We start from the raw sequence: 19983 nt of genomic DNA on the forward strand, positions 1-19983 counted from the left end.
GTGTCCTCCACTCGACGTAGGCTCGCCACATGACGACGACCGCACGGTTGCTCGACCTCCTCTCGCTCCTGCAGACCCGGCGCGACTGGCCGGGCCCCGTCCTGGCGGCACGACTCGGGACCACCGGCCGCACCGTGCGGCGCGACGTCGAACGGCTCCGCGGGATGGGCTACAGCATCCGCGCCACGATGGGCCCGGACGGCGGGTACCGGCTCGACGCGGGCAGTGAGCTGCCGCCGCTGCTCTTCGACGACGACCAGGCGGTCGCGATCGCCGTCGCTCTCCGCTCCGCGCCGGCCGCCGGCGCGGAGCTCGCCGACGCCGCGGTGCGCGCGCTCGCCACCGTCCGGCAGGTGATGCCGTCCCGGCTCCGACACCGCCTCGACGCCCTCGAGGTGACCACGGTCGGTCGTCCCGGTGACGCACCGAGGCAGGACGTCCGGATCGACGTGCTGACCGCGCTCGCCGAGGCCGTGCGTGCACGGGAGGTCCTCCGGTTCGACCTCCTCCGCCGGGGCGCCACGGAGGACGAGGTGCCGCTCGCGCTGCCGCGACGCACCGAACCCGTGCGCCTCGTCGTGTCGCACGGCCGGTGGTACCTGCTCGGGTGGGACCTCGACCGTGCGGACTGGCGGCTCTACGGCGTCGAGCGGATCCGGCCGCGGACGCCGAACGGCCCCCGGTTCACGCCGCGCGCCGTGCCCGGCGGGGACGTCGACGCCTTCGTCTCGGCGCGGTTCAAGGGCTCCGACGTGGACGAGTGGCCGTGCCGGGGGACCGTCGTCCTCGACCTCCCCGTGCAGGACGTCCTGCCGTTCGCCGGGGACGGGACGGTCACCGCGGTCGGCGAGGACCGGTGCGCGCTCGAGGCCGGGTCGTGGTCGTGGGGCTCGCTCGCGGCCTCGTACGGCCGGTTCGATGCCCGGATGGAGGTCGTCGGTCCGCCCGAGCTCGCCGCCGCGTTCGCGACGCTCGCCGAGCGCTACCGCGCCACGGTCTCCGGCGGCGGGTGACCGCCGTCCCTCCGGCCGTCGGGCCCTTCCCGAGCCTCGGGGTGATCAGGCCCTCCGGTCGCTCGTCCGGTCGGCGAGCCACGCCGAGAACCCCGGGCCGACCACCTCGGCCTCCGCGCTCGGCAGCAGCGCACCGCCGCGGAACGCGCGCCCCGTGCGACCGGGCACGGGTACCGGCACGGGGGTGACGCCGGCGGGGGAGAGGGCCCGCGTCATGTCCCACAGCGAGGTCGTCCCCGGCCCGGCGACCTCGACCACGGGCTCCGAGCGATCACCGAGGGCCACCGCGGCGATGGTGTCCGCCACGGCGTCGAGCGCCACGGGCGCGATCGTCATCCCGGGGACGAGGGCGAACGGCCCGATCCGGAGCCGGTCGACGTTCTGCTGCGCGAACTCGTGCCACTGGGTCGACCGCACGACGGTGAGGCGTGGACTCGACGCGCGGGCGAGCGCCTCCTGCGCGGTCTTGCCGGCGAAGTAGCCGTAGCCCTGCACCTCGGGCAACGTGCACCCCACGATCGAGAGCAGGACGTGGTGTGCGCCGACCTGGGCCGCAGCGGCGCTCACCGCGCGCGTGGACCCCTCGAAGAACGCAACGGCCCGGCGGCGGCTCGTCGTGAACCGGCCCGTCGCCTCCACGACCACGTCCGCATCGGCGAGTGCCGCCGCGGCGTCGTCCCGCAGGACGTCGAACCCGGTCGAGCGCGACAGCTGCGTCACCGAGCACCCCCTCGACGTCAACGCCCGGGCGATGGCCGCCCCGGACATCCCGCCGCCCACCACTGCTGCGCGCATCCCGTCCCCGTTCCTCTACAGGTGTAGAGACTACTACCATGAGGCCGATGGGACGGCGCGAGGACGTGGCGGACGCGGGTGTCCGGTTGATCGCGCGGGACGGCATGCGGGCGCTGACGCACCGCGCCGTCGACGGCGAGGCGGCCCTCCCGGTCGGTTCGACGTCGTACTACGCCCGGACCCGCCGCGAGCTCATCCGTCTGGTCGTGACGCGCATCACCGACCAGCTCGCCGAGGACCTGCGCGAGCTGGTGCTCCCGCCCGTCGAGGCGGACGCCGACGCGGTCGCCGTCGCTGCGTCGTTCCTGGACCGGATCGCCCTCCGGACGGATGCGCAGACGGCCCGGTCCGCCCTGCTCCTCGAACTGCGCGGTGATGACGACCTACGGGCCTCGCTGACCGCTGCGGACCCGGTCCGGGCGGCGTTGGTGGACACGGCGCACGGGATCCTCGACGCGATCGGGGTCGTCCGCCCCGAGCAGGTTGCGGTCGACCTCGTCGGACTCCTGGACGCCCTCCTGCTCTACCGCACGGCGGACGCCGGGCCCCTCGACGGTCCGCGCGTGCTGGCCGCGTACCTCGCGGGGTTGGAGCGGCGGAGCGCAGTGGACTGACACCGGTGGCGGACCCGAGGCGCGGTGCCGGCCTGCGACACGCCTCCCGTGGGCTTCGGCGAGCGCCACCGTAGGATCGGCTCCGGGGGACGTCGGACGGACGGCTCCCGCGTCGACGGACGGAGTGACCGTGCAGCATCCCGAGGACGACCGGCCGTACGGTGACGACGGCTTCACCGACCCCCGACGCCGGCACTGGGCGACGACGGCCGCGATCGCGGTGTTCCGCGCGGTCGCCGCGGTCGTCGGTGCGTCCCGCGGCCAGCAGTTCCCGACGCAGCGGCCGCTCGACGCGCCGCCGCGCGACCACCGGCCGTAGGGGGCGCCAGCCGCGCCGTGCCGCGGGGGTGCGAGCCGGACGGCGCTAGAGCCCGGCGACGAGGTTCACCACGCTCGCGATGACGAGCGTGCCGAAGAAGTACGACAGCAGCGCGTGCCGGAGGGTCGTCGCCCGGATGCTGCTCGCACCGATGGTCGTGTCGGACACCTGGTAGGTCATGCCGACCGTCACCGCGAAGTAGGCGAAGTCGGAGTAGGTCGGCCGCTCCGGCTGGTTGAAGTCGATCCCACCCGGGGTGCCGCTGTAGTACAGCTCGGCGTATCGCAGCGTGAAGAGCGTCTGCACGAGCAACCACGACAGCAGCACGCTGACGACCCCGAGCGCGGCGACGAGGTCCTGGCTCGCGCCGTGCAGCGACTTCGCCCCGACGAGGTCGACGAACAGGGCGATCACGCTCGCACCGGCGGCCCCGACGAGCAGGAGGTCCGAGACCGTCCGGCGCGGATCCTCGCGCACCGCGGTCCGTGCGGTGCGCTCCGCGTCGGCCCGGAGGAGCGGGGCCGCCGTCGCCACGTAGACGGCACAGGCGACGGCCCATCCGACCGAAGCCGCCCATCGAGGCCCGATCGTCACGGCGGTCAGGGCGGCGACGACCACCCCGGCCGACGCCATCGCGACCAGTCGCACGCGGTAGCGGCGCGGCCGGGTGCCGAGGGGGACGAGGTCCTGGGGGTCCATGGACCAGGACTACTGCGAGCGAGGCTCGCCTGACCGGTTGCTCCGCGCCTTCTCATCAGCCGCGGCCTCGGCGGCACGAGCGTGCGCGCCGGGTCCCGCCGGAGGACCGGGCGTCAGGGTGAGCCGGTCCAGCCGGCCCACCCGGACGCCGATCAGCGCACTCGACGGCGGTGGCGTCGCACCAGCAGGGTCCCGCCGACGGCGAGGAGCGCCGCGGCCGCCAGACCGAGTGGGAGCAGGTCGGCACCCGTGAAGGCGAGCTGGCCGCCGGTGGCACCGGGGTCGCCCCCGGCGCCCGCCGCGTCCGCACCGGACGGGACGACGCCAGCGCCACCCGGCCCCGCGCCTCCCGGGCCACCCGGAGCGCCGCCACCCGGTCCGCCGGACGCGCCACCGCTGGGAGCTGCCGTGACGGTGAAGGCCGCGCGGGCGAGCACCGTGCCGCCGACCGAGGCGGTCACCGTGACCCGACCGGACGCACCGGCCGGGACGGCGAGGCGGGCCGAGAACGACCCGTCCGCACCGGTCCGGACGGTGGCGCCGCCGATGCCCGGCGTGGTGGCGAGCGCCACCGAGGCGTTCGCCGGGAACCCGCTGCCGTTCACCGTCTGCGTGCCGCCCGCTGCGACCGTCGGACGGCCGACGCCGAGGGCGGGCGTCGCTGCCGCGACCGTGGACCACTGCACCGTGGTCCGCTGCGTGACGGCACGACGGTCGACGGTGACGGTCAGGGTGCGGGTCGCCTGGTCGTAGGACCAGTCGGCCGCGGGGATCGGGCGCCCGTCGACGGTCACGGTGGCGGGACGGTCCGCGTTCGTGACGGTGACCGTCCACGTCCGGTCCTGCACCTGCCCGGGGAAGGAACCGACGACCGGGGCGATCGCCAGCGTGCCGCCGGTGCGCTGCTGCGTGGAGCGGACCGCCGTGGTGGCCGAACCCGAGGCAGCGGCTGCGGCGCGGGCACCTGCCGCCGGGGCCGTGCCGTCCGCGTCCTCGTACAGGTCGAACGATCCGTCCGCGCCGCTCGCGACCGTCAGCGTGACGGCGTCGAGCGGACCGGCCCCGTCGTTCGCCACGTGGTGGGTGCGCGTCGGCACGATGCCACCGCTCCGGACGAACACCGGCATGGCGTCGAGCCCTGTGGTGACCGAGGCGGTCGTGCCGCCGCGGTACGTCTTCCCGGTGAACCAGTCCGTCCAGTCGCTGCCGGCGGGGAACCAGACCGAGGTCGAAGCAGTCGTCCCGGCGGTGGTGACCGGTGCCACGAGGACGTCCTTGCCGTACAGGTACTCCTGGCCGGCGTGCGCGTACGACTCCTGCGCGCTCGGGTACTGCAGGTAGAGCGGCTGCAGGATCGGGGTGCCCGTCGCCGACGCCTGCGCTGCGAGCGTGTAGGTCAGCGGGAGGAGGTCCTCGCGGAGGTTCAGGAACTGCTTCGCCGACGCGTTCGCCGCGGCCGGGTACTGCCACGGCAGCCGGTCGCTGTGGTTGCTGTGCAGCCGGTCGATCGGCTGGAAGGTGCCGAGCTGCACCCATCGGGCGTAGAGGTCCGCCGGCAGCTGCGTCGTGCCGGGCTCCGCCCCCTCGATGCCGTACTGGGCGCCGTTGTGCCCGCCGATGTCGTGGCTGATCGCCGCGAGGCCGGTCGCCGCGGACTCACCCGGGGTGTACCCGACCTCTGCCTCGAGCATGGCCCAGCTCGAGGTCGTGTCGCCGGTGAAGTGCAGCGTCGTCCGCTTGTCCGCCCACGGCCCGGTCGGCACCGCCTGCGGGTTGCCGTAGCCGCCCGCCGTCAACGAGCCGTACGCCCGCGAGAACGCCAGGCCGCGCCCGCCCAGCGCCGCGTCCGTGTACTGCGCGTACTGCTGGTTGATGAACGCGTCCGGGGTGACGCCGTTGGCGGAGTACTTCGAGTTCTCGCTGCAGCACCAGTCCAGCCACCACATGTCGACACCGTCCTGCTGGATCGAGTCGTGCAGGTCGAGGTAGGCCTGCAGCTGGTCCGGGTCCGACCAGTCGAAGAGCCAGTTGTCCCCGCTGCCCTTCGTCAGCTTGCCCTTCGCCGTGGCCTGCGCCTGCGCGAACTCCGGGTCGCTGCCGGAGATGGTCGGGTGGATGTTGAGGGTGTTGTGGATGCCCTGGTCGTGCCAGTCCGCGAGGAGCGCCCGCAGGTCGGGGATCCGCTCCGGGTCGACCTCCCAGCCGTTCCACTTGCTGCCGGCCTTGTAGTCGGTGTCGATCGCCATCACGTCGACCGGCACCCCCTCGGTGCGGAACCGCTCCGCGATCGCCTCGTAGTCGGCCTGCGACCGGTCGTAGTACTCCGAGTACCAGACGCCGTACGCCCACCGGGGCAGCAGCTTCGTCGGACCGGTCAGCGTCGCGAGGTCGCGGAGCGCCGTCGTGTACCGGTCGCCGTACCCGAACACGTAGCCGTCGGAGTAGGGAGCGCCGCCGTGGTCGCCACGCGGTGTCACCCGCTCGGTGGCCGGGTCGTACAGTGCCGACGCGGTGTCGTCGAGCAACGACCACCCGTCCTGGTACAGCAGCCCCGGGTTGGTCTTCACGGAACCGTTCGCGGTGTCGAGGTCACGCCGGTACCCACCGAGCGGCGCGTGCGGCGCCAGCAGCGGCCCGTCCGACGCGACGACGGCCACGGTGTCGACGTTCACGTTGCAGTTCGACGCCTCGGTCGGGCACCCGAGCGTCACGTCGTCCGAGCCTTCCGCCAGCCGCACCGGCACGCTCACCGTGTTCCACGAGTCCCAGTCGCTCGTCGGCGGCAGCGCCACCGTCCCGACGGCTGCGCCACCGGTCGTCGCGGTGAGGGTCGGCGACGCCGTCCCGCCGTTCGCGTAGCGGACCTGGAGGCGGTACTCGCCGTCCGCAGGCACGTCCGTCAGATGGGTGGTCAGGGCAGCCCCCGTGCTCCACAGCCCCGCAGCGAACGCCCCGCCGGACGCGCCGTTGTGGTCGCTCGCCTGCTGCGCGGTGCCGGTCCGCCCGGCGTCCTCCGCCTCGCAGACCGTGCCGAACGCGCAGTCCGCGCCCGACGCCGACGTCGCCGGAGCAGGGAGGGCGGCACCCGGCGCCACGAGCGCCAGGCTGTCCACGTTCACCTGCCCCGAGTCCGACGCGGCGCGCTCGACCCGCACGGTGTGCTCACCGGCAGGGAGGTCGACGGAGGCCCGAGCGGTACGCCAGTCGTCCCAGCTCGACCCGGCCGGCAGGGACAGTGCCGTCGGGGCACCGCCGTCCACGACGACGCTCAGCGACCGCGTCGTGACCTGCCCGTCGCCGCCCTGCGCGTTCGCGTACCGCAGCACGAGGTCACGCGGCCCGGCCGTCTCCGCCGTCGTCGTGAAGGACAGCGCGTTGCCCACCGACTCGTACCCCGCCGCGAACCCCGTCCCGGTGAACCCGGTGTGGTCCGTCGCGGGGGAGAGCCCGGTCAGCCCGAGCGACTCCGCCTCGCACAGGGCACCGATCGTGCACGTCGGCTGCTCCGGCGTCGTCCACGGGGAGCCCTCGACGTGCTGCCCGGACCCTGTGGTCAGGTCCACGTGCAGGTTCCGCTCCGTGAACGTCCCCGAGCCGACGCGGTACTTGACCGCCATCGAACCGGTGTCGATCGTCAGCCAGCCGTCCGCCTCCGTCCGGGTGAAGCGGGTCGGCGCGAAGTCGTCCCGACCCACCACGTTGAACGTGCCCGCGTCGACGAACCGCCCGTCGCCGGCGTACTCCGTCCGGATCAGCGTCGGGGAGAGCACCTCGAACCGGGCGTCGCCGGACACCACGGTCCGGTCGGTGGGGGCGGCGCTCGCCGCGGGGGCGGTGACACCGAAGGCGGCCAGGGCGCCGAGCGCGAGGGTCCCGGTGAGGGCTGCGGCGACGAGTCGCCGTCGCCGTGGTCGCATGGTGGATCGTGGCACGTCGGTTCTCCTCGGGACATCGTCGTCCGGCCGGGCGGTCGGCTCCGGCACACGGGGCACCCCCTGGCACCCCGGCTGGCGGGGCACCGCGGCGCCCCGGCTTACAACGCTGTAAACGTAGCCCGGATCAGGCCTGGGCGGAAGCACCGTCCACCGGTCGTCCGCTGCGCGACGCACCGTCGGGGCCACCGGTGTCCCCGGCCACTCGACACCGTCGAGCGGCCGGGCCAGGATGAGCACGTGAGCACCGATCCCACCGTCCTCGCCGTCGCCCGCGACGACACCCACCGCTTCAGCAAGCCCCTCGTCGACGAGATCGTGCTCGTCGCCGGCTGGGGCATCGAGGGGGACACCCACGCCGGCACCACGGTCCAGCATCGTTCCCGGGTGGCCCGAGACCCGTCGCAGCCGAACCTCCGGCAGGTGCACCTCCTGCACGCCGAGCTGTTCGACGAGGTCGCCGCAGAGGGGTTCGGCGTCGCCGCGGGCGAGATGGGCGAGAACGTGACGACGCGGGGCGTCGACCTGCTCGCCCTCCCGCAGGACACCCTGCTGCACCTCGGCGACGAGGCCTGCGTCCGCGTCACGGGCCTCCGGAACCCGTGCCAGCAGATCAACGGCTTCGAGCCCGGCCTGCTGCGCGCGGTGCTCGGCAAGGACGAGGACGGCACGGTGGTCCGGAAGGGTGGCGTGATGTCCGTCGTGGTGACCGGCGGCACGGTCCGTCCCGGTGACCTGATCCGCGTCGAGCTGCCAGCCGGCGCGCGGGAGCCACTGCAGCCGGTCTGATCCACCGTCGGCGCTTCCCGTCGCGTCGACCCTCTGCCACGATGGACGCGAACGCGGGCGACGACGCCCGCCCGGCAGAGGAGACCATGATGCCCGTCCGTCTCAACCCGTACCTCGGCTTCCGGTCCGAGGCCCGCGACGCCCTGGGGTTCTACCACGCGGTGTTCGGCGGGGACCTGAGCATCGGCACGTTCGGCGAGTCCGGCATGCCCCACGACCCGGCCGACGCCGACAAGGTCCTGCACGGGCAGCTCGAGGGTGAGAACGGCCTGGTCCTGATGGGCTCCGACTCGCCCTCCGGCATGCGGGTCACGCAGGGCAGCAACATCTCGATCTCGTTGAGCGGCGACGACGACGCGGCGCTCCGTCGGTACTGGGACGGTCTGTCCGAGGGGGCGACGGTCATCGAACCGCTGACCACGGCACCGTGGGGCGACACCTTCGGCATGCTCACGGACCGCTACGGCATCACGTGGCTCGTGAACATCAGCGGCTCGGGCGCCTGACGCCCACCGTCGCCTCGTCGTCGCCGGGAACGCCAGCGGGGACCGGCCACCGCGGGACCCAACAGCGGACCACGGCCGCGTAGCGCCGGAAGTCGTCGCCGAACCGCGCCACGAGGTCCGCTTCCTCCAGTGGTCGCACGACGCAGTTCCACACGATCGACCCGGCCACCGCGTACACGACGACGGTCCACGAGCCGAGGACCAGGCCGACGGCGGCGCCCTGCGTGATCCCCGCGAGCGCCATCGGGTTCCGCACGCTCCGGTACGGGCCGGCGACGACGAGCCGGTTCGCCGACGCGGACGGCAGGGGCGTGCCGTCGCCCTTCGTCGACATGGCGACAGCGGACGCGATGCCGAGGGCGCTCGCGAGGAGGAGCACCACCCCACCGACGACGGCCACGACGGCACGGAGGTCGGCGGGGAGCGCGGCGCGGAGCCGCCAGCGGTCCTCCAGCGCGGCGAGGACGAGCGGGATCACCACGAGGAACAGGCCCCAGAACACCACGATCTGCAGTCCTGTCGCGACCACGTGCCGCCGTCGTCCGGCCGCGGCGTCAGCGGTGCGGAAGCCGAGCGGACCGACGGTGACCCACTCGGTGGGCACGCGGCCGAGCAGGACGACCGCGAGTGCCAGGAACGACCCGACCGAGGCCCCGGCCATCACGAGGACGCCCCACCCCGCCTCGCGGGTGACGGTCGCCCACACCGCGAGCCCGACGGTCACGAGCACGGTCCAGGCGGTGGCGACGACCGCGGCCCAGCGGATGCCGACGGCGGCGAGGGCCGACGCGACGACGAACAGCGGCACGTCGAGGACGGCGACGAGGACCGGGTCGAGTGACCCGAGGGTGAGCAGGCGTACCGGCGGGGCAGAGAAGACGGCGAGCCACCAGGCCAGGCCGCCGGCGGCCTGCGCCGCGAAGTACAGGCGGCCCCGGTTCACGGAGCCGACGCTAGCAGTGGACGGGACCCCTCGGACGGACGGGAGGCGCGGTGCCAGCAGGCACCGCGCCTCCCGTGCGGGACGTGGGGACGTCCAGATCGGCGAGACCGCCGGTCAGCTGTGTCCGTTGATCTGGCCGAGCCACCGTCCGAAGGACGGTGCGTGGTCGTCGTGCAGGATCGAGAGGGCGGGCTTCGTCGTACGGCTGCGCTCGTCGTCGACCGCGGCGCTCTCGTGGAGGTCGAGGCTCATGGTGTGCTCCTTCGCGTTCGGTGATGGGTTCGACAGCGGACGGGGCCGTTCCATTCCCGCCCTGTCCGGATCACGGCGTGACCATGCCGCCGTTGACGTTGAGGGTCTCGCCAGCGACGAAGCTCGACTCCTGCGAGGCGAGGAAGACGTAGGCGGGCGCGAGCTCGGCCGGCTGTGCGGCGCGCCCCATCGGGGACTCGCTGCTGCCGAACTCGGGCAGCGACTCCGGGTCGACGCCGCCACTCGGCTGCAGCACGGTCCACGTCGGCCCCGGTGCCACGATGTTGACGCGGATCCCGCGCTCCACGAGCAGCTGCGAGAGCCCCTTCGAGAAGTTGTTGACCGCGCCCTTGGAAGCGGCGTAGTCGAGCCGATCGGGTGCGGGGGCGTACGCCTCCATCGAGGCCGTCGTCGTGATCGTGGCACCGGGCTGCAGGTGGGGCAGCGCCGCCTTGACGAGCCGGAAGAGCCCGAACACGTTGACGTCGAACGTCGCCTCGAACTGGTCGTCGGTGATGTCGAGCAGGTCCGGCTGCCACCGCTGCTTGCCGGCGACGCTGACGAGCGCGTCGATGCCACCGAGCTCGGCGACGGCGCGCTCGACGAGCTGCCCGGCGTACGCCCTGTCCCGGAGGTCGCCGGGCACCGCGACGGCCTTCCGTCCGGCCGCCTCGATCTGCTCGATGACGTGGTCGGCGTCGGACTGCTCCTCGGGGAGGTAGGCGAGCACGACGTCGGCACCCTCGCGGGCGAAGGCGATCGCGACGGCCGCGCCGATGCCGGAGTCGGCGCCGGTGATGACGGCCTTGCGGCCCTCGAGTCGTCCGGTGCCGCGGTAGCTCGACTCGCCGAGGTCGGGGACGGGCGTCATCTCGGACTGCAGGCCGGGCTCGTCCTGGGTCTGCGGCTCCGGGGAGACGTCGGGGTAGCGGGTGCGCGGGTCGCCGAAGGCGTACTGGTCGGTGGGGGAGTCGCTCATCGGGCGGCCTCCAGCTCGACCTTGACCCAGCCGGGCTCGCGGCGGTCGAAGGCCTCGTACGCCGCGATCGCGTCGCCGATCGGCTCGTGCTCGGTGATGAGCGCCGTCGGGTCGAACAGCCCCGACGCCACGAGGTCGATGAGTGGCGGCGTCACCGAGTGGTGGTCGCAGTTGCCCATCCGGATCGTCAGGTTCTTGTTCATCGCCTGACCGATCGGGTAGTGCTCGGCGGTCGGCCCGTACACGCCGATGATGCCGATGCGGCCGTACTTCGCCACCGTCTCCACGGCCCACCGGGCGACCTGCGACGGGCCGTCGCCGGGCTTCCACTGCTGCTGGTCGCCGAACCCGTCCGGCGAGGCGTCCGGGGCGACCTGCTGCACCTCGGCGTCGAACTGCTGGGCCTGCTCGTCCGACACCGCTGCTGGACCGCGCTTCGGGCGCTCGGCGTCGACCCCCACGGCGTCGATCACGGCGTCCGCGCCGATGCCGTTCGTCAGGTCCAGGATCGCCTGCACCGGGTCCTCGCGGTTGTAGTCGACGACCTCGCAGTGCTGCGCGAGCGCCGCTGCGAGCCGGGTCTCCTCGCCGTCGACGACGATCACGCGGGCCGCGCCGAGCTTGTACGCCGAGGCCGCGGCGAACTGGCCGACGATGGCGGCGCCGAACACGACGACGACGTCACCGCGGGACACCCCGGCGAGCTGGGCGCCGAACCAGCCGGTCGGGAAGATGTCGGACAGCAGGATCGCCTGCTCGTCGCTGACGTTCTCGGGCAGCGGGTGCATGGTGTTGCGGGCGTACGGCACGCGGACGAACTCGGCTTGCAGGCCGTTCACCGGGCCCGTCGACTGCGGACCGCCGAAGAAGCTCGTGCCGGCCTGCGGACCGTTCGGGTTCGCGACGTCGCACTGCGCGGTCTTGCCCATCCGGCAGTAGCGGCAGGCACCGCACGAGATCGTCGAGTTGATCACGACACGGTCACCGGCGCTGAAGCCACGCACGGCGTCGCCGACCTGGGTGACGACGCCGACGGCCTCGTGCCCGAGGATCGTGCCCTCCTCCATCGGGGCCATGGTGCCGCGGACGAAGTGCAGGTCGGTCCCGCAGATCGCGCTCCGGGTGATCCGGACGATCGCGTCCTCGGGGTGCTGGATGGTGGGCTCGGGCACCTCGTCGAGACGGATGTCCCCGATGCCGTGCCAGACAACTGCGCGCATGTCGCTCTCGCTTCCTGTGGTGGGGGTTCGGGGGACACACAACTCGTCGCGTGCTGAGCGGTTCCGGGGCGGTGATCCGGACTGCGCAACCGACCGGGGGACAACCGCGACGGGGTCCGGCTGCGACCATGCACAGGCGCGGCGCGTTCGCTGGCGGGCATGAGCCACGACCAGCACGACGAGAAGCAGACCCGTGACGACTTCGCCGACGCCGTCAACATGACCGCCTCCGAGCTGAAGCGCTGGCTCGGCACGGACGAGTCGGAGGCGGTCGGGCAGAAGTCCTCCGAGGGCAGTGAGTCGACCGGACACGAGAGCGGACGGCACATCGTCCGGATCCTCGAGAAGAAGCAGGGCGAGTACACGGACGACGACTACGCGCACATGCGGAAGGTCGTCGGGTACGTCGCGCGGCACTCGGCGCAGGAGCCGGAGGGCGACGTGCACGACTCGAAGTGGCGGTACTCGCTGATGAACTGGGGCCACGACCCCGAGAAGCACTGACGGCGGCGGTCCCGCGGCCGTCCGTACCTCGGGACCTCGGGACCTCGGGCAGGATGGGTGCATGAACGAGACGGGCATGCCACGCTTCCGCCGCATCTGGTCCACGGTCCAGGTCGGGGTGCTGGCGGTCGCCGTCGTGTTCTGCGTCGTGATGCTCGTGATCGGGCAGGGCAAGCTCGACCGCGTCTACGCCGTGGGTGCGGTGTTCTTCGGGCTCGCACTCGTCGGGCACGCCACGTACCTGTGGCTCCTCGCCCGCCAGCGCCGCGACGGACGCTGACCGTCAGGGACCTCCGTCAGCGACCCGCGTCGTACCCCTGCGGATCGGCGCGCCGTCGTGGATCCGCGGCGCCGCGCCACGCTGCGGTCAGCCGTTCTGCCAGACCCGGAGCCAGTCCACCGTCATCTGCTGCGGGAACCGCGTCGTCGCGTCCGGGCTGCCCGGCCATCCGCCGCCGACCGCGACGTTGAGCACCACGAAGAACGGCTTGTCGAACACCCACGCGTTCGCGCCGACGTCAGCGCGCGTCACGGTCCGGAGCGGGGTGCCGTCCACGGTCCAGGTGATCGACCCGGGCTTCCAGTCGACGCCGTAGACGTGGAAGTCGTCGGCGAAGGGCGCACCGGTCGGGTTCGTGTACGCCGCCGTCAGGCCCTGCGCTCCCGAGTACCCGGGGCCGTGCACTGTCCCGTGCACGATCGTGGGTTCCTTGCCGACGTTCTCCATCACGTCGATCTCGCCGCACGCCGGCCAGCCGACCTGTCCGATGTCGGCGCCGAGCATCCAGAACGCCGGCCAGATGCCCTGCCCCCGGGGGATCCGGATGCGGGCCTCGATGCGACCGTACTGGGCGGTGTAGGTGCCCTCCGACTTCAACCGGGCCGAGGTGTACGAGCCGTCGGCCTCACGTCGGGCGGTGATGACGAGGTTGCCGGCACCGTCGAGCGCGGAGTTGCGGCGGGTGTCCGTGTACGTCTGCAGTTCGCCGTTGCCCCAGCCACCGGCACCGAGGTCGTAGCGCCAGATGCCCCCGTTCGGCGCGGAGCCGGCCGGCCCGTCGAACTCGTCGGCGGCGAGCAGCACCGGGCTGGTCGCGGCGCGCGCGGGCGCGGGGGTCAGGGCCGCGGTGGCCGCTGCTGCGGTCGCGGCACTGCCGGCGAGCCCCAGGGCGATGAAGCGGCGGCGGTCGAGGGCGTGCGGGTCGTGCGACATGGCGGTCCTGGGGTCGACGGGTGTGGGGACGGACGATCTTCACCCGTGCTCGCGCTGCTGCACCAGTCCCCACTTCGCAGGACGGGGAGCTCGCCGCCGGTCAGGGACGGTAGGCGACGCAGAGCACCGTGACGTCGTCCGGGTGCTCGCCGTGGACCGCGAGCCCGGCGATGCCGTCCACGATGTCCTGCGGGTCGGCGCGCTCGGCCACCCAGGCCTCGAAGCGGTCGAGCGAGTCGAGGTCCCCGCCGAACAGGTCGAGCACGCCGTCGCTCACCGCGACGACGACGTCGCCCGGGGCGAGCCGTGTGCGCTCGGCCGACCACTCGGTCCCGACGCCGATCGGCAGGTGGCCGGACCGCAGCGGGCGCGTGGTCCCGTCGGCCGCGCGGAGGACGGTGAGCCCGTGGCCCGCGTCGACCCAGCGCGCCTCGCCGTCGCGGTCGACCCGCAGGTGGAAGCAGGTGGTGAACTGCCCGCTGGTGAGGTCGGAGGAGCCGGTCGCCAGGCCGGTCGCGGCACGGCGCACGGCCACCGCCGGGTCGGTCTCCTCGACGGTGCTCCGGATCAGCGAGCGGACGGCGGCGGCGATCATGCCCGCGCCGACGCCCTTGCCCATCACGTCGCCGAGCGTGAACGCCGCTCCCTGGGGTGTCGGGAACCAGTCGTAGAAGTCGCCGCCGACGCTGCGCGCGGGCAGACAGACCCCGACCGCGCGGAGCTCGGGCGGCAGGTCCGCGGCGGTCGTCGGGAGCAGCGACTGCTGGACGAGGGCCGCGCGGCCGATCTCGCCCTCGGCCACCCGGCGGCGCCGCTGTACGTCCGCGAGTTGTCGGCCGGCCTGGCGCGCCAGCTCGTTCGTGACGACCGCGGTGGTGCCGAACACGAAGACCACGATGACGAGTCGGACGAGTTCGCTCGGCTGCGGCTGGTTCGGCGCGATGAGGTAGGAGAGCAGCAGCGTGCCCGTGGTGCCGAGGACCGGCCAGACGACGTGCCGTCGCCCCGGGTTCGCCGCCACCCAGATGACGGGCAGGACGACGATGGCGGTGAACACGGACTTGGCGTCGCCCGTGCCGAACCGGAGGAGGCCCACGGCGAGGAAGTCGAACGCGGGCACGAGCAGTTCGACGCGCATCGCCCCCGGCCACCGCGCCATGACGGCCGCGAAGGCGAGGCAGAGCACGGCGACGACCACGCCCGACCACATGACCGGGGCATCGCTGACGTCGAGCCAGGGCGACAGTGCGCTGAGCACCGCGGCGGCGACGATGAGGGCCGCGATGACGGCCTGCTTCGCCAGCGGTTCCCACGACGTCCGCAGGCCGGTCAACACGATCGGCCCGGTGTCGTCCCGCACGCTCGTCGTCCACGTCCGGATGGGCGTCGGCCGGTCGGCGGTGCTCGTCACGCGTCCGAGTCAACTCGTACCGACCCGGGTGGGCAACCCGCGATCGGTTCCGGGCGTGTTGAGTGACCGTCACCAGGGTCGTCGACCGGCGGATCCGCCGAGTCGTCGGCACGGTCAGAGGCCGAGCCGGAACGCCAGGGGGACGAGCAGCCCGGCCACCCAGACGAGCACCATCACGAGGGCCCCGACCGCCAGGAGCCGACGGCGTCGTCGGAGCCGAGGGCTGCGCTCCTCGCCCCACATCTGCGCCCGGACGAGCACCCGGTTCGCCTGCTCGACGACCTTCCGCACCTCGGGGTCGTCGAGGGGGAGCGACCCGGACGCGGCGTGCTCGGTGATGGCCGTGGCCTCCTCGACCGTGAGCTCGTCCTTCGACATGCCTCATCGTCCCACGGCCGCCGCAGACCTGACCAGGGCCGGCGCGGCGGGGTACGGGGGCCTGGACGACGACGGAGTCGGGTCCGGGTAGCAACGACCCCATGAGCCAACGCTTCCGCGGGAAGATCGTCGTCGTCACCGGAGCCTCGAGCGGCATCGGTCGAGCAGCTGCCCACGAGTTCGCCCGGCAGGGTGCCACCCTCGTGCTCGCCGCCCGCGGGCAGGAGAGCCTCGAGGCCGCCGCTGCGGAGTGCCGGAAGCTCGGCGCCGAGGCGACCGCCGTCCACACCGACGTGGCCGACCCGCATGCCGTCGACGACCTCGTCGCGACCACCACGAGCCGCTACGGACGCATCGACGTGTTCGTCGGCAACGCGGCCCTCTTCGTCTACGGCCTGTTCGACCAGACCCCCGTCGAGGCCTTCCGCCGCGTCGTCGACACGAACCTCTACGGCCACGTCAACGCGGTCAAGGCGCTCTTGCCGCACTGGAAGCAGCGCGGCAAGGGAACCTACGTCCTCGTCGGGTCGATCCAGTCGCTGCTCTCCGCGCCGTACCAGTCGGCGTACGTCACGAGCAAGCACGCGGCGCTCGGCCTCGTCGACGTGCTCGGAGACGAGTTCGCCGGCACCGGCATCCGCTTCACCTCACTGTTGCCCTCGACGATCGACACCCCGATCTACCAGAACGGCGCCAACTACACCGGCAAGACCTCGCACCCGCTGCCGCCGACCGTCTCCGTCGAGCGCGCCGGCAAGGCCGTCGTCCAGGCCGCCCTGCACCCGAAGCGCTACCGGTTCGTCGGCCGGATCCAGGCGTCGCTCGTCCCGCTGCAGTACCTGTTCCCGGGTCTGTTCCACAAGATCACGAAGCCGATGGTCGAGACCTTCGCACTCCGGGGGAAGGGCGTGCCGAGCGACGGCAACCTCTACGAACCCGCCGACGCGCACAACGCGACGGACGGCGGGTGGGTCGCGAAGCGACGGCGCGTGACGCGTCCGCTCGTCTGGGCGGGCGTCGCCGCGGTGGTCGGGACGGTCCTGCTCGGCCGCTCGCGTCGCTGACGCGACCACCCGCCGGACGGGAGGCGCGGTGCCAGCCCGCACCGCGCCTCCCGTTCGTCGTCCCCGCGCCCTCGGCCCGCCCCTGAGTGGGCAACATCCGTCACCTCCGGCGGGCGCGGGCGACGGGTTCCGCCCGCTCGGCGTCCCACGCGCGGCAGGTCCTGCCCGGTCGTCACGGAGCGAAACGACGCTGCGCGGCCACGCAGGTCGGACGTACGGTCGACACATGAGCACGACGACCACCGACACCGCGTTCGCCACCGACTGGGCCACCTGGCACGAGGCACACGAGCGCGCCCGGGCGTCCGAGCACGGGTTCCTCGCGATCACGAGCATCCGGTGGCTGACCCCGACGCCGGAGCGGTTCGACGACGCCCCTGGAGCGTGGTCGACGTCGGCGGACGGTCCGGTCGTCGAGCTCGACGAGGGCCAGACGATCGAGGTCGACGGGCAGCAGGTCACCGGCACGCACCGGTTCGGGCCGCTCGCCGAGCGTTCCGGGACGTCCGTCCGGTGGCAGGACGGTGACGAGACCGTCGTGGTCGAGGTGGCCCGCCGAGGCGGCAGCGATGTCGTCCGCCCGCGCCGTCCGTCCGCGCCGAACCGCGTCTCGTACACGGGCACGCCGACGTACGACCCGTCCGAACGGTTCGTCGTGGACGCGCACTTCGACCCGTTCGACGCCCCGCGGTCGGTCACGGTCGGCTCGGTCGTGGACGGGCTCCAGCACGTCTACGAGGCGCCCGGTGTCCTGACGTTCGACCTGGACGGGCCGCGATCGCTGCTCGCGTTCAACGGGCACGACGGCGGCTTGCTCGTGCTGTTCACCGACCGGACGAGCGGCGTGACGACCTACGCGGCGAACCGGGCGCTCGACGTGACGGCGCCCGACACCTCCGGCTCCACCCGGATCGACTTCAACCGGGCGACGAACCTGCCGTGCGCGTACACCGAGCACGCGACGTGCCCGCTGCCACCCGCCGAGAACCGCCTCGACGTCGCCGTCGAGGCGGGAGAGCGCCTCCCCGCCTGAGCCTCGAGGAGAATGGGTCCGCCATGCCACGCCCCACCTCGCGCATCCCCCTCAACACGTTCGCCGTTTCGTTCGGCCTCGCCGGTCTCGCGGAGGCGTGGACCGTCGCAGCCCCGGTCCTGCACGTGCCGACGCTCGTGCCCCAGGCGCTGTGGGCGGTCGCCGCGCTCGCCTGGCTCTGGCTCCTCGGCGCACACCTCGTCCGCGGCGCCCGCGTCCGGGAGCGCCTCGTGGACCAGCTCCGGCACCCGGCGCAGGGTCCGCTCGCGGCGCTCGTGCCCGCGAGTGCGATGCTGCTCGGCGTCGACCTGGCCCGGTACGCGCCGCTCGCCGGCGAGGTCGCCGTGCTCGCGGCGGTCGCGGTCGCGGCGGGCTTCGCCGGCTGGCTCCTCAGCACGTGGTTCGAGGGCCGACTCGCACTCGAGTCCGTGCACGGCGGCTACCTCCTGCCCACGGTGGCCGCAGCGCTCGTCGCCGCGGTGGCCACGCACGAGGTCGGCGTCGGTTGGCTGTCCTGGGCGTGCTTCGGCGTCGGCGTGTTCTTCTGGGGCGTGATGACCGGGCTCCTGCTCATCCGGCTCGCGTTCCGCCCGGCGCTCCCCGGCCCCCTCGTGCCGACGATGACGATCCTCGTCGCGCCCCCGGCCGTGGCGACGGTGGCGCTCTTCGCCCTGACCGACGACGCCGTCACGCTGCCGGTGCAGGCGGTGGCGGGCCTCGGCGTGCTGATGGCCCTGGTGCAGCTGGCGCTGCTCCCCAGGTACGTCCGGCTGCGGTTCTCGCTCGGCTTCTGGTCGTTCGTGTTCCCGGCGGCTGCGGTCGTCACGGCCGTCGTCGAGTGGGTCCGCGTCCTCGACCTGCCCGGGGCCTGGATCCCGGTCGCCGCGGTCCTCACCCTGCTGAGCGTGCTCGTCGCGGCGGTCGGCACGCGGTCGATCGGGCTCGCCGTGCACCAGCTGCTCGGCCAGGCCGAGGAGGTCCTGCACGTCGCGGACGACGAGGACGCCGCTCCGGGCCCCGTGACGGGCGCGACCCGCGTCGTCTGAGGACCCCGCGGGCGGGAGCCGCGCCGTGACGAGCCGCGTCGACTGGCGGTCGTGCCCCGTGCCTCCAGGCCGACGCTCCGTCAGGAGGCGGGGAGCCGCGTCCAGTGGCTCCTCGCCGTCCACGAGACGGGGTCGAACGTGAACACGCTGCCCATGCCGGGCTGGTCGAGCGCCCGCGAGACCGGGACACCGTGCAGCGACGCGAGGAGCAACGCCCCGACCGCCCCGTGCGACACGATCGTGACGTCACCGGCAGTGGCGCAGCGGCGGACCGCGCGGACGATGCGCTCCTGGGCGTCGACTGCGCGCTCCCATCCGCGCACCGACGTGGCGGGCTCGGCGAAGAAACGGTCGACGACGGTCTCGAACTCGTCGAGCGGCAGGTAGCCGGTCGCGCTCCGGTCGATCTCGCCGAGCTCCGAGTCGGTCGTGGGGGTGACACCGACCGCTGCCGCGAGCACCTCGGCCGTGTCGATCGCCTTCCGCTCGGTGCTCGACACGATGCGTCGCGGGCCGGGGCCCCAGGCGACCGCCGCTGCCGTGGCGGCACGGGACCGTCCGGCGGGGGAGAGCGTCCACGACTCGATCGGTGCGCCGGGGTCGACGACGACCTCGGCGTGGGTGAGGAACGCGGACGGCACGGGGCGATCCTGGCAGAGGTGTCGTCCGGCGTCACGTGGCGCAACACCCGGTCACGCTTCGCAACACCCGCGGCGGTGCCCGGAAACGGTCCTAGCGTCGGTGCCATGACCGACTACCTGGACCGCGAGCAGGACAAGACCTGGACGAAGGTCTACAAGCAGCGGACGCCGGACATCCTCGAGGCGTTCGTGCAGTTCGACGCCGCCGTGTTCCAGCCGGAGGACCGGGCGATCCCGCTGAAGTACCGGGAGCTCATCGCCCTGGCGGTCGGCATCACCACGCAGTGCGTGTACTGCATCGACGGGCACAGCCAGCGAGCGGTCGCCGCGGGTGCGGACGAGGCGGAGCTCGCCGAGGCCGCCTGGGTCGCGACCGCCATCCGGGCCGGGGGCGGGTTCGCCCACGGCCGCCTCGGGTTCAAGTTCGGCGCGGACGCGGCGAACGTGGCCCGGCACCCCGCGGATGCGGCGGCGAACCCGGCCCGGCACCCCGCGGATGCGGCGGCGAACCCGGCCGGCGCCGGGCACCCCGCGGATGCGGCGGCGAATCCGGCCGACGCCGCGCACCCTGCGGATCCGGCGCACCCCGCTGACGCGTCCCCGGCCGCGCCCCACGCCCACTGACCCGAACC

22 protein-coding genes are annotated in these 19983 nt (G+C 73.5%); 11 read left to right on the forward strand and 11 right to left on the reverse strand.

From position 1 onward, the window contains the following. The first annotated feature begins 29 nt into the window (after positions 1–29). Positions 30–1013, forward strand: a complete 984-nt coding sequence (locus tag ACY3FI_RS07045) for a helix-turn-helix transcriptional regulator (protein WP_462550072.1) — start codon at positions 30–32, stop codon at positions 1011–1013. Between the two features lie 45 nt (positions 1014–1058). Here the strand turns inward: ACY3FI_RS07045 and ACY3FI_RS07050 are convergent, their stop codons facing one another. Beyond that, complete coding sequence (locus tag ACY3FI_RS07050) at positions 1059–1808, reverse strand: hypothetical protein (RefSeq protein ID WP_462550073.1); 750 nt, start codon at positions 1806–1808, stop codon at positions 1059–1061. A gap of 47 nt (positions 1809–1855) precedes the next feature. Between ACY3FI_RS07050 and ACY3FI_RS07055 the strand changes: the two genes are divergently transcribed. Then, the gene (locus ACY3FI_RS07055) at positions 1856–2422 is read left to right on the forward strand and encodes a TetR/AcrR family transcriptional regulator (RefSeq protein WP_462550074.1); all 567 of its coding nucleotides are present in this window, start codon (positions 1856–1858) and stop codon (positions 2420–2422) included. Positions 2423–2552: 130 nt separating this feature from the next. Then, the gene (locus ACY3FI_RS07060) at positions 2553–2741 is read left to right on the forward strand and encodes a hypothetical protein (RefSeq protein WP_462550075.1); all 189 of its coding nucleotides are present in this window, start codon (positions 2553–2555) and stop codon (positions 2739–2741) included. Positions 2742–2786: 45 nt separating this feature from the next. Here ACY3FI_RS07060 and ACY3FI_RS07065 read toward each other — a convergent pair whose 3' ends face one another. Both ACY3FI_RS07065 and ACY3FI_RS07070 read right to left on the reverse strand, forming a co-directional pair. After that, a complete protein-coding gene (locus ACY3FI_RS07065) occupies positions 2787–3440 on the reverse strand; it encodes a DUF1345 domain-containing protein (protein WP_462550076.1) in 654 nt (217 codons plus the stop codon). A gap of 152 nt (positions 3441–3592) precedes the next feature. Beyond that, positions 3593–7372, reverse strand: coding sequence for a TIM-barrel domain-containing protein (locus ACY3FI_RS07070; RefSeq protein WP_462550077.1), 3780 nt, complete (start codon positions 7370–7372; stop codon positions 3593–3595). Positions 7373–7612: 240 nt separating this feature from the next. On the opposite strand from ACY3FI_RS07070, the gene ACY3FI_RS07075 reads away from it, so the two are divergent. Continuing rightward, positions 7613–8161, forward strand: coding sequence for an MOSC domain-containing protein (locus ACY3FI_RS07075; protein WP_462550078.1), 549 nt, complete (start codon positions 7613–7615; stop codon positions 8159–8161). An 89-nt stretch (positions 8162–8250) separates the two neighbouring features. Next, entirely contained in the window at positions 8251–8667 is a 417-nt protein-coding gene (locus ACY3FI_RS07080; RefSeq protein ID WP_462550324.1) for a VOC family protein, read from the forward strand. Here the strand turns inward: ACY3FI_RS07080 and ACY3FI_RS07085 are convergent. The 4 genes from ACY3FI_RS07085 to ACY3FI_RS07100 all read right to left on the reverse strand — a co-directional run bounded on the left by ACY3FI_RS07085 (position 8648) and on the right by ACY3FI_RS07100 (position 12061). Next, positions 8648–9610 (reverse strand): methyltransferase family protein, encoded by a 963-nt coding sequence (locus ACY3FI_RS07085; protein ID WP_462550079.1) that lies wholly within the window; start codon positions 9608–9610, stop codon positions 8648–8650. The two genes, ACY3FI_RS07080 and ACY3FI_RS07085, sit on opposite strands and share 20 nt — an antisense overlap. A gap of 114 nt (positions 9611–9724) precedes the next feature. Continuing rightward, entirely contained in the window at positions 9725–9862 is a 138-nt protein-coding gene (locus ACY3FI_RS07090) for a hypothetical protein (RefSeq protein ID WP_462550080.1), read from the reverse strand. Between the two features lie 70 nt (positions 9863–9932). Then, positions 9933–10841 (reverse strand): SDR family oxidoreductase, encoded by a 909-nt coding sequence (locus ACY3FI_RS07095; protein ID WP_462550081.1) that lies wholly within the window; start codon positions 10839–10841, stop codon positions 9933–9935. Further along, positions 10838–12061 (reverse strand): alcohol dehydrogenase catalytic domain-containing protein, encoded by a 1224-nt coding sequence (locus tag ACY3FI_RS07100; RefSeq protein WP_462550082.1) that lies wholly within the window; start codon positions 12059–12061, stop codon positions 10838–10840. Before ACY3FI_RS07100 ends, ACY3FI_RS07095 begins: the two co-directional genes overlap by 4 nt. 159 nt (positions 12062–12220) lie before the next feature. Here ACY3FI_RS07100 and ACY3FI_RS07105 point away from each other — a divergent pair, with 159 nt between their 5' ends. Together ACY3FI_RS07105 and ACY3FI_RS07110 are read left to right on the forward strand one after the other, a co-directional pair. Beyond that, on the forward strand, positions 12221–12565 hold the full coding sequence (locus ACY3FI_RS07105; protein WP_462550083.1) for a DUF3140 domain-containing protein: 345 nt from the start codon (positions 12221–12223) through the stop codon (positions 12563–12565). 61 nt (positions 12566–12626) lie between these two features. Beyond that, the gene (locus ACY3FI_RS07110; RefSeq protein ID WP_462550084.1) at positions 12627–12845 is read left to right on the forward strand and encodes a hypothetical protein; all 219 of its coding nucleotides are present in this window, start codon (positions 12627–12629) and stop codon (positions 12843–12845) included. An 87-nt stretch (positions 12846–12932) separates the two neighbouring features. On the opposite strand, the gene ACY3FI_RS07115 is transcribed toward ACY3FI_RS07110, so the two are convergent. From ACY3FI_RS07115 to ACY3FI_RS07125, 3 genes are all read right to left on the reverse strand, one after another. Further along, positions 12933–13778 carry a glycoside hydrolase family 16 protein gene (locus tag ACY3FI_RS07115; RefSeq protein ID WP_462550085.1) on the reverse strand — a complete coding sequence of 282 codons (846 nt, stop codon included), beginning with the start codon at positions 13776–13778 and terminating at the stop codon, positions 12933–12935. 100 nt (positions 13779–13878) lie between these two features. Beyond that, positions 13879–15189 carry a PP2C family protein-serine/threonine phosphatase gene (locus tag ACY3FI_RS07120; protein ID WP_462550086.1) on the reverse strand — a complete coding sequence of 437 codons (1311 nt, stop codon included), beginning with the start codon at positions 15187–15189 and terminating at the stop codon, positions 13879–13881. Positions 15190–15303: 114 nt separating this feature from the next. Next, on the reverse strand, positions 15304–15567 hold the full coding sequence (locus ACY3FI_RS07125) for a hypothetical protein (RefSeq protein WP_462550087.1): 264 nt from the start codon (positions 15565–15567) through the stop codon (positions 15304–15306). Between the two features lie 101 nt (positions 15568–15668). On the opposite strand from ACY3FI_RS07125, the gene ACY3FI_RS07130 reads away from it, so the two are divergent. The 3 genes from ACY3FI_RS07130 (at position 15669) to ACY3FI_RS07140 (ending at position 18710) form a co-directional block, all read left to right on the forward strand. Beyond that, complete coding sequence (locus ACY3FI_RS07130) at positions 15669–16631, forward strand: SDR family NAD(P)-dependent oxidoreductase (protein ID WP_462550088.1); 963 nt, start codon at positions 15669–15671, stop codon at positions 16629–16631. A 226-nt stretch (positions 16632–16857) separates the two neighbouring features. Then, complete coding sequence (locus ACY3FI_RS07135) at positions 16858–17664, forward strand: DUF1684 domain-containing protein (protein ID WP_462550089.1); 807 nt, start codon at positions 16858–16860, stop codon at positions 17662–17664. 23 nt (positions 17665–17687) lie between these two features. Then, the gene (locus tag ACY3FI_RS07140) at positions 17688–18710 is read left to right on the forward strand and encodes an SLAC1 family transporter (protein WP_462550090.1); all 1023 of its coding nucleotides are present in this window, start codon (positions 17688–17690) and stop codon (positions 18708–18710) included. A gap of 80 nt (positions 18711–18790) precedes the next feature. On the opposite strand, the gene ACY3FI_RS07145 is transcribed toward ACY3FI_RS07140, so the two are convergent. Next, on the reverse strand, positions 18791–19351 hold the full coding sequence (locus ACY3FI_RS07145; protein WP_462550091.1) for a histidine phosphatase family protein: 561 nt from the start codon (positions 19349–19351) through the stop codon (positions 18791–18793). A gap of 105 nt (positions 19352–19456) precedes the next feature. Between ACY3FI_RS07145 and ACY3FI_RS07150 the strand changes: the two genes are divergently transcribed. Then, positions 19457–19975, forward strand: coding sequence for a carboxymuconolactone decarboxylase family protein (locus ACY3FI_RS07150; RefSeq protein ID WP_462550092.1), 519 nt, complete (start codon positions 19457–19459; stop codon positions 19973–19975). Positions 19976–19983 lie beyond the last annotated feature (8 nt).

It is taken from the genome of Curtobacterium sp. RM9 (assembly GCF_054956955.1).

Coding starts and splice junctions, on each gene's coding strand:
- ACY3FI_RS07150 (WP_462550092.1), top strand. CDS start 19,457: ATGACCGACTACCTGGACCGCGAGCAGGACAAGACCTGGACGAAGGTC.
- ACY3FI_RS07080 (WP_462550324.1), top strand. CDS start 8,251: ATGCCCGTCCGTCTCAACCCGTACCTCGGCTTCCGGTCCGAGGCCCGC.
- ACY3FI_RS07045 (WP_462550072.1), top strand. CDS start 30: ATGACGACGACCGCACGGTTGCTCGACCTCCTCTCGCTCCTGCAGACC.
- ACY3FI_RS07095 (WP_462550081.1), bottom strand. CDS start 10,841: ATGAGCGACTCCCCCACCGACCAGTACGCCTTCGGCGACCCGCGCACC.
- ACY3FI_RS07125 (WP_462550087.1), bottom strand. CDS start 15,567: ATGTCGAAGGACGAGCTCACGGTCGAGGAGGCCACGGCCATCACCGAG.
- ACY3FI_RS07110 (WP_462550084.1), top strand. CDS start 12,627: ATGAACGAGACGGGCATGCCACGCTTCCGCCGCATCTGGTCCACGGTC.
- ACY3FI_RS07140 (WP_462550090.1), top strand. CDS start 17,688: ATGCCACGCCCCACCTCGCGCATCCCCCTCAACACGTTCGCCGTTTCG.
- ACY3FI_RS07115 (WP_462550085.1), bottom strand. CDS start 13,778: ATGTCGCACGACCCGCACGCCCTCGACCGCCGCCGCTTCATCGCCCTG.
- ACY3FI_RS07090 (WP_462550080.1), bottom strand. CDS start 9,862: ATGAGCCTCGACCTCCACGAGAGCGCCGCGGTCGACGACGAGCGCAGC.
- ACY3FI_RS07130 (WP_462550088.1), top strand. CDS start 15,669: ATGAGCCAACGCTTCCGCGGGAAGATCGTCGTCGTCACCGGAGCCTCG.
- ACY3FI_RS07065 (WP_462550076.1), bottom strand. CDS start 3,440: ATGGACCCCCAGGACCTCGTCCCCCTCGGCACCCGGCCGCGCCGCTAC.
- ACY3FI_RS07050 (WP_462550073.1), bottom strand. CDS start 1,808: ATGCGCGCAGCAGTGGTGGGCGGCGGGATGTCCGGGGCGGCCATCGCC.
- ACY3FI_RS07055 (WP_462550074.1), top strand. CDS start 1,856: ATGGGACGGCGCGAGGACGTGGCGGACGCGGGTGTCCGGTTGATCGCG.
- ACY3FI_RS07100 (WP_462550082.1), bottom strand. CDS start 12,061: ATGCGCGCAGTTGTCTGGCACGGCATCGGGGACATCCGTCTCGACGAG.
- ACY3FI_RS07135 (WP_462550089.1), top strand. CDS start 16,858: ATGAGCACGACGACCACCGACACCGCGTTCGCCACCGACTGGGCCACC.
- ACY3FI_RS07105 (WP_462550083.1), top strand. CDS start 12,221: ATGAGCCACGACCAGCACGACGAGAAGCAGACCCGTGACGACTTCGCC.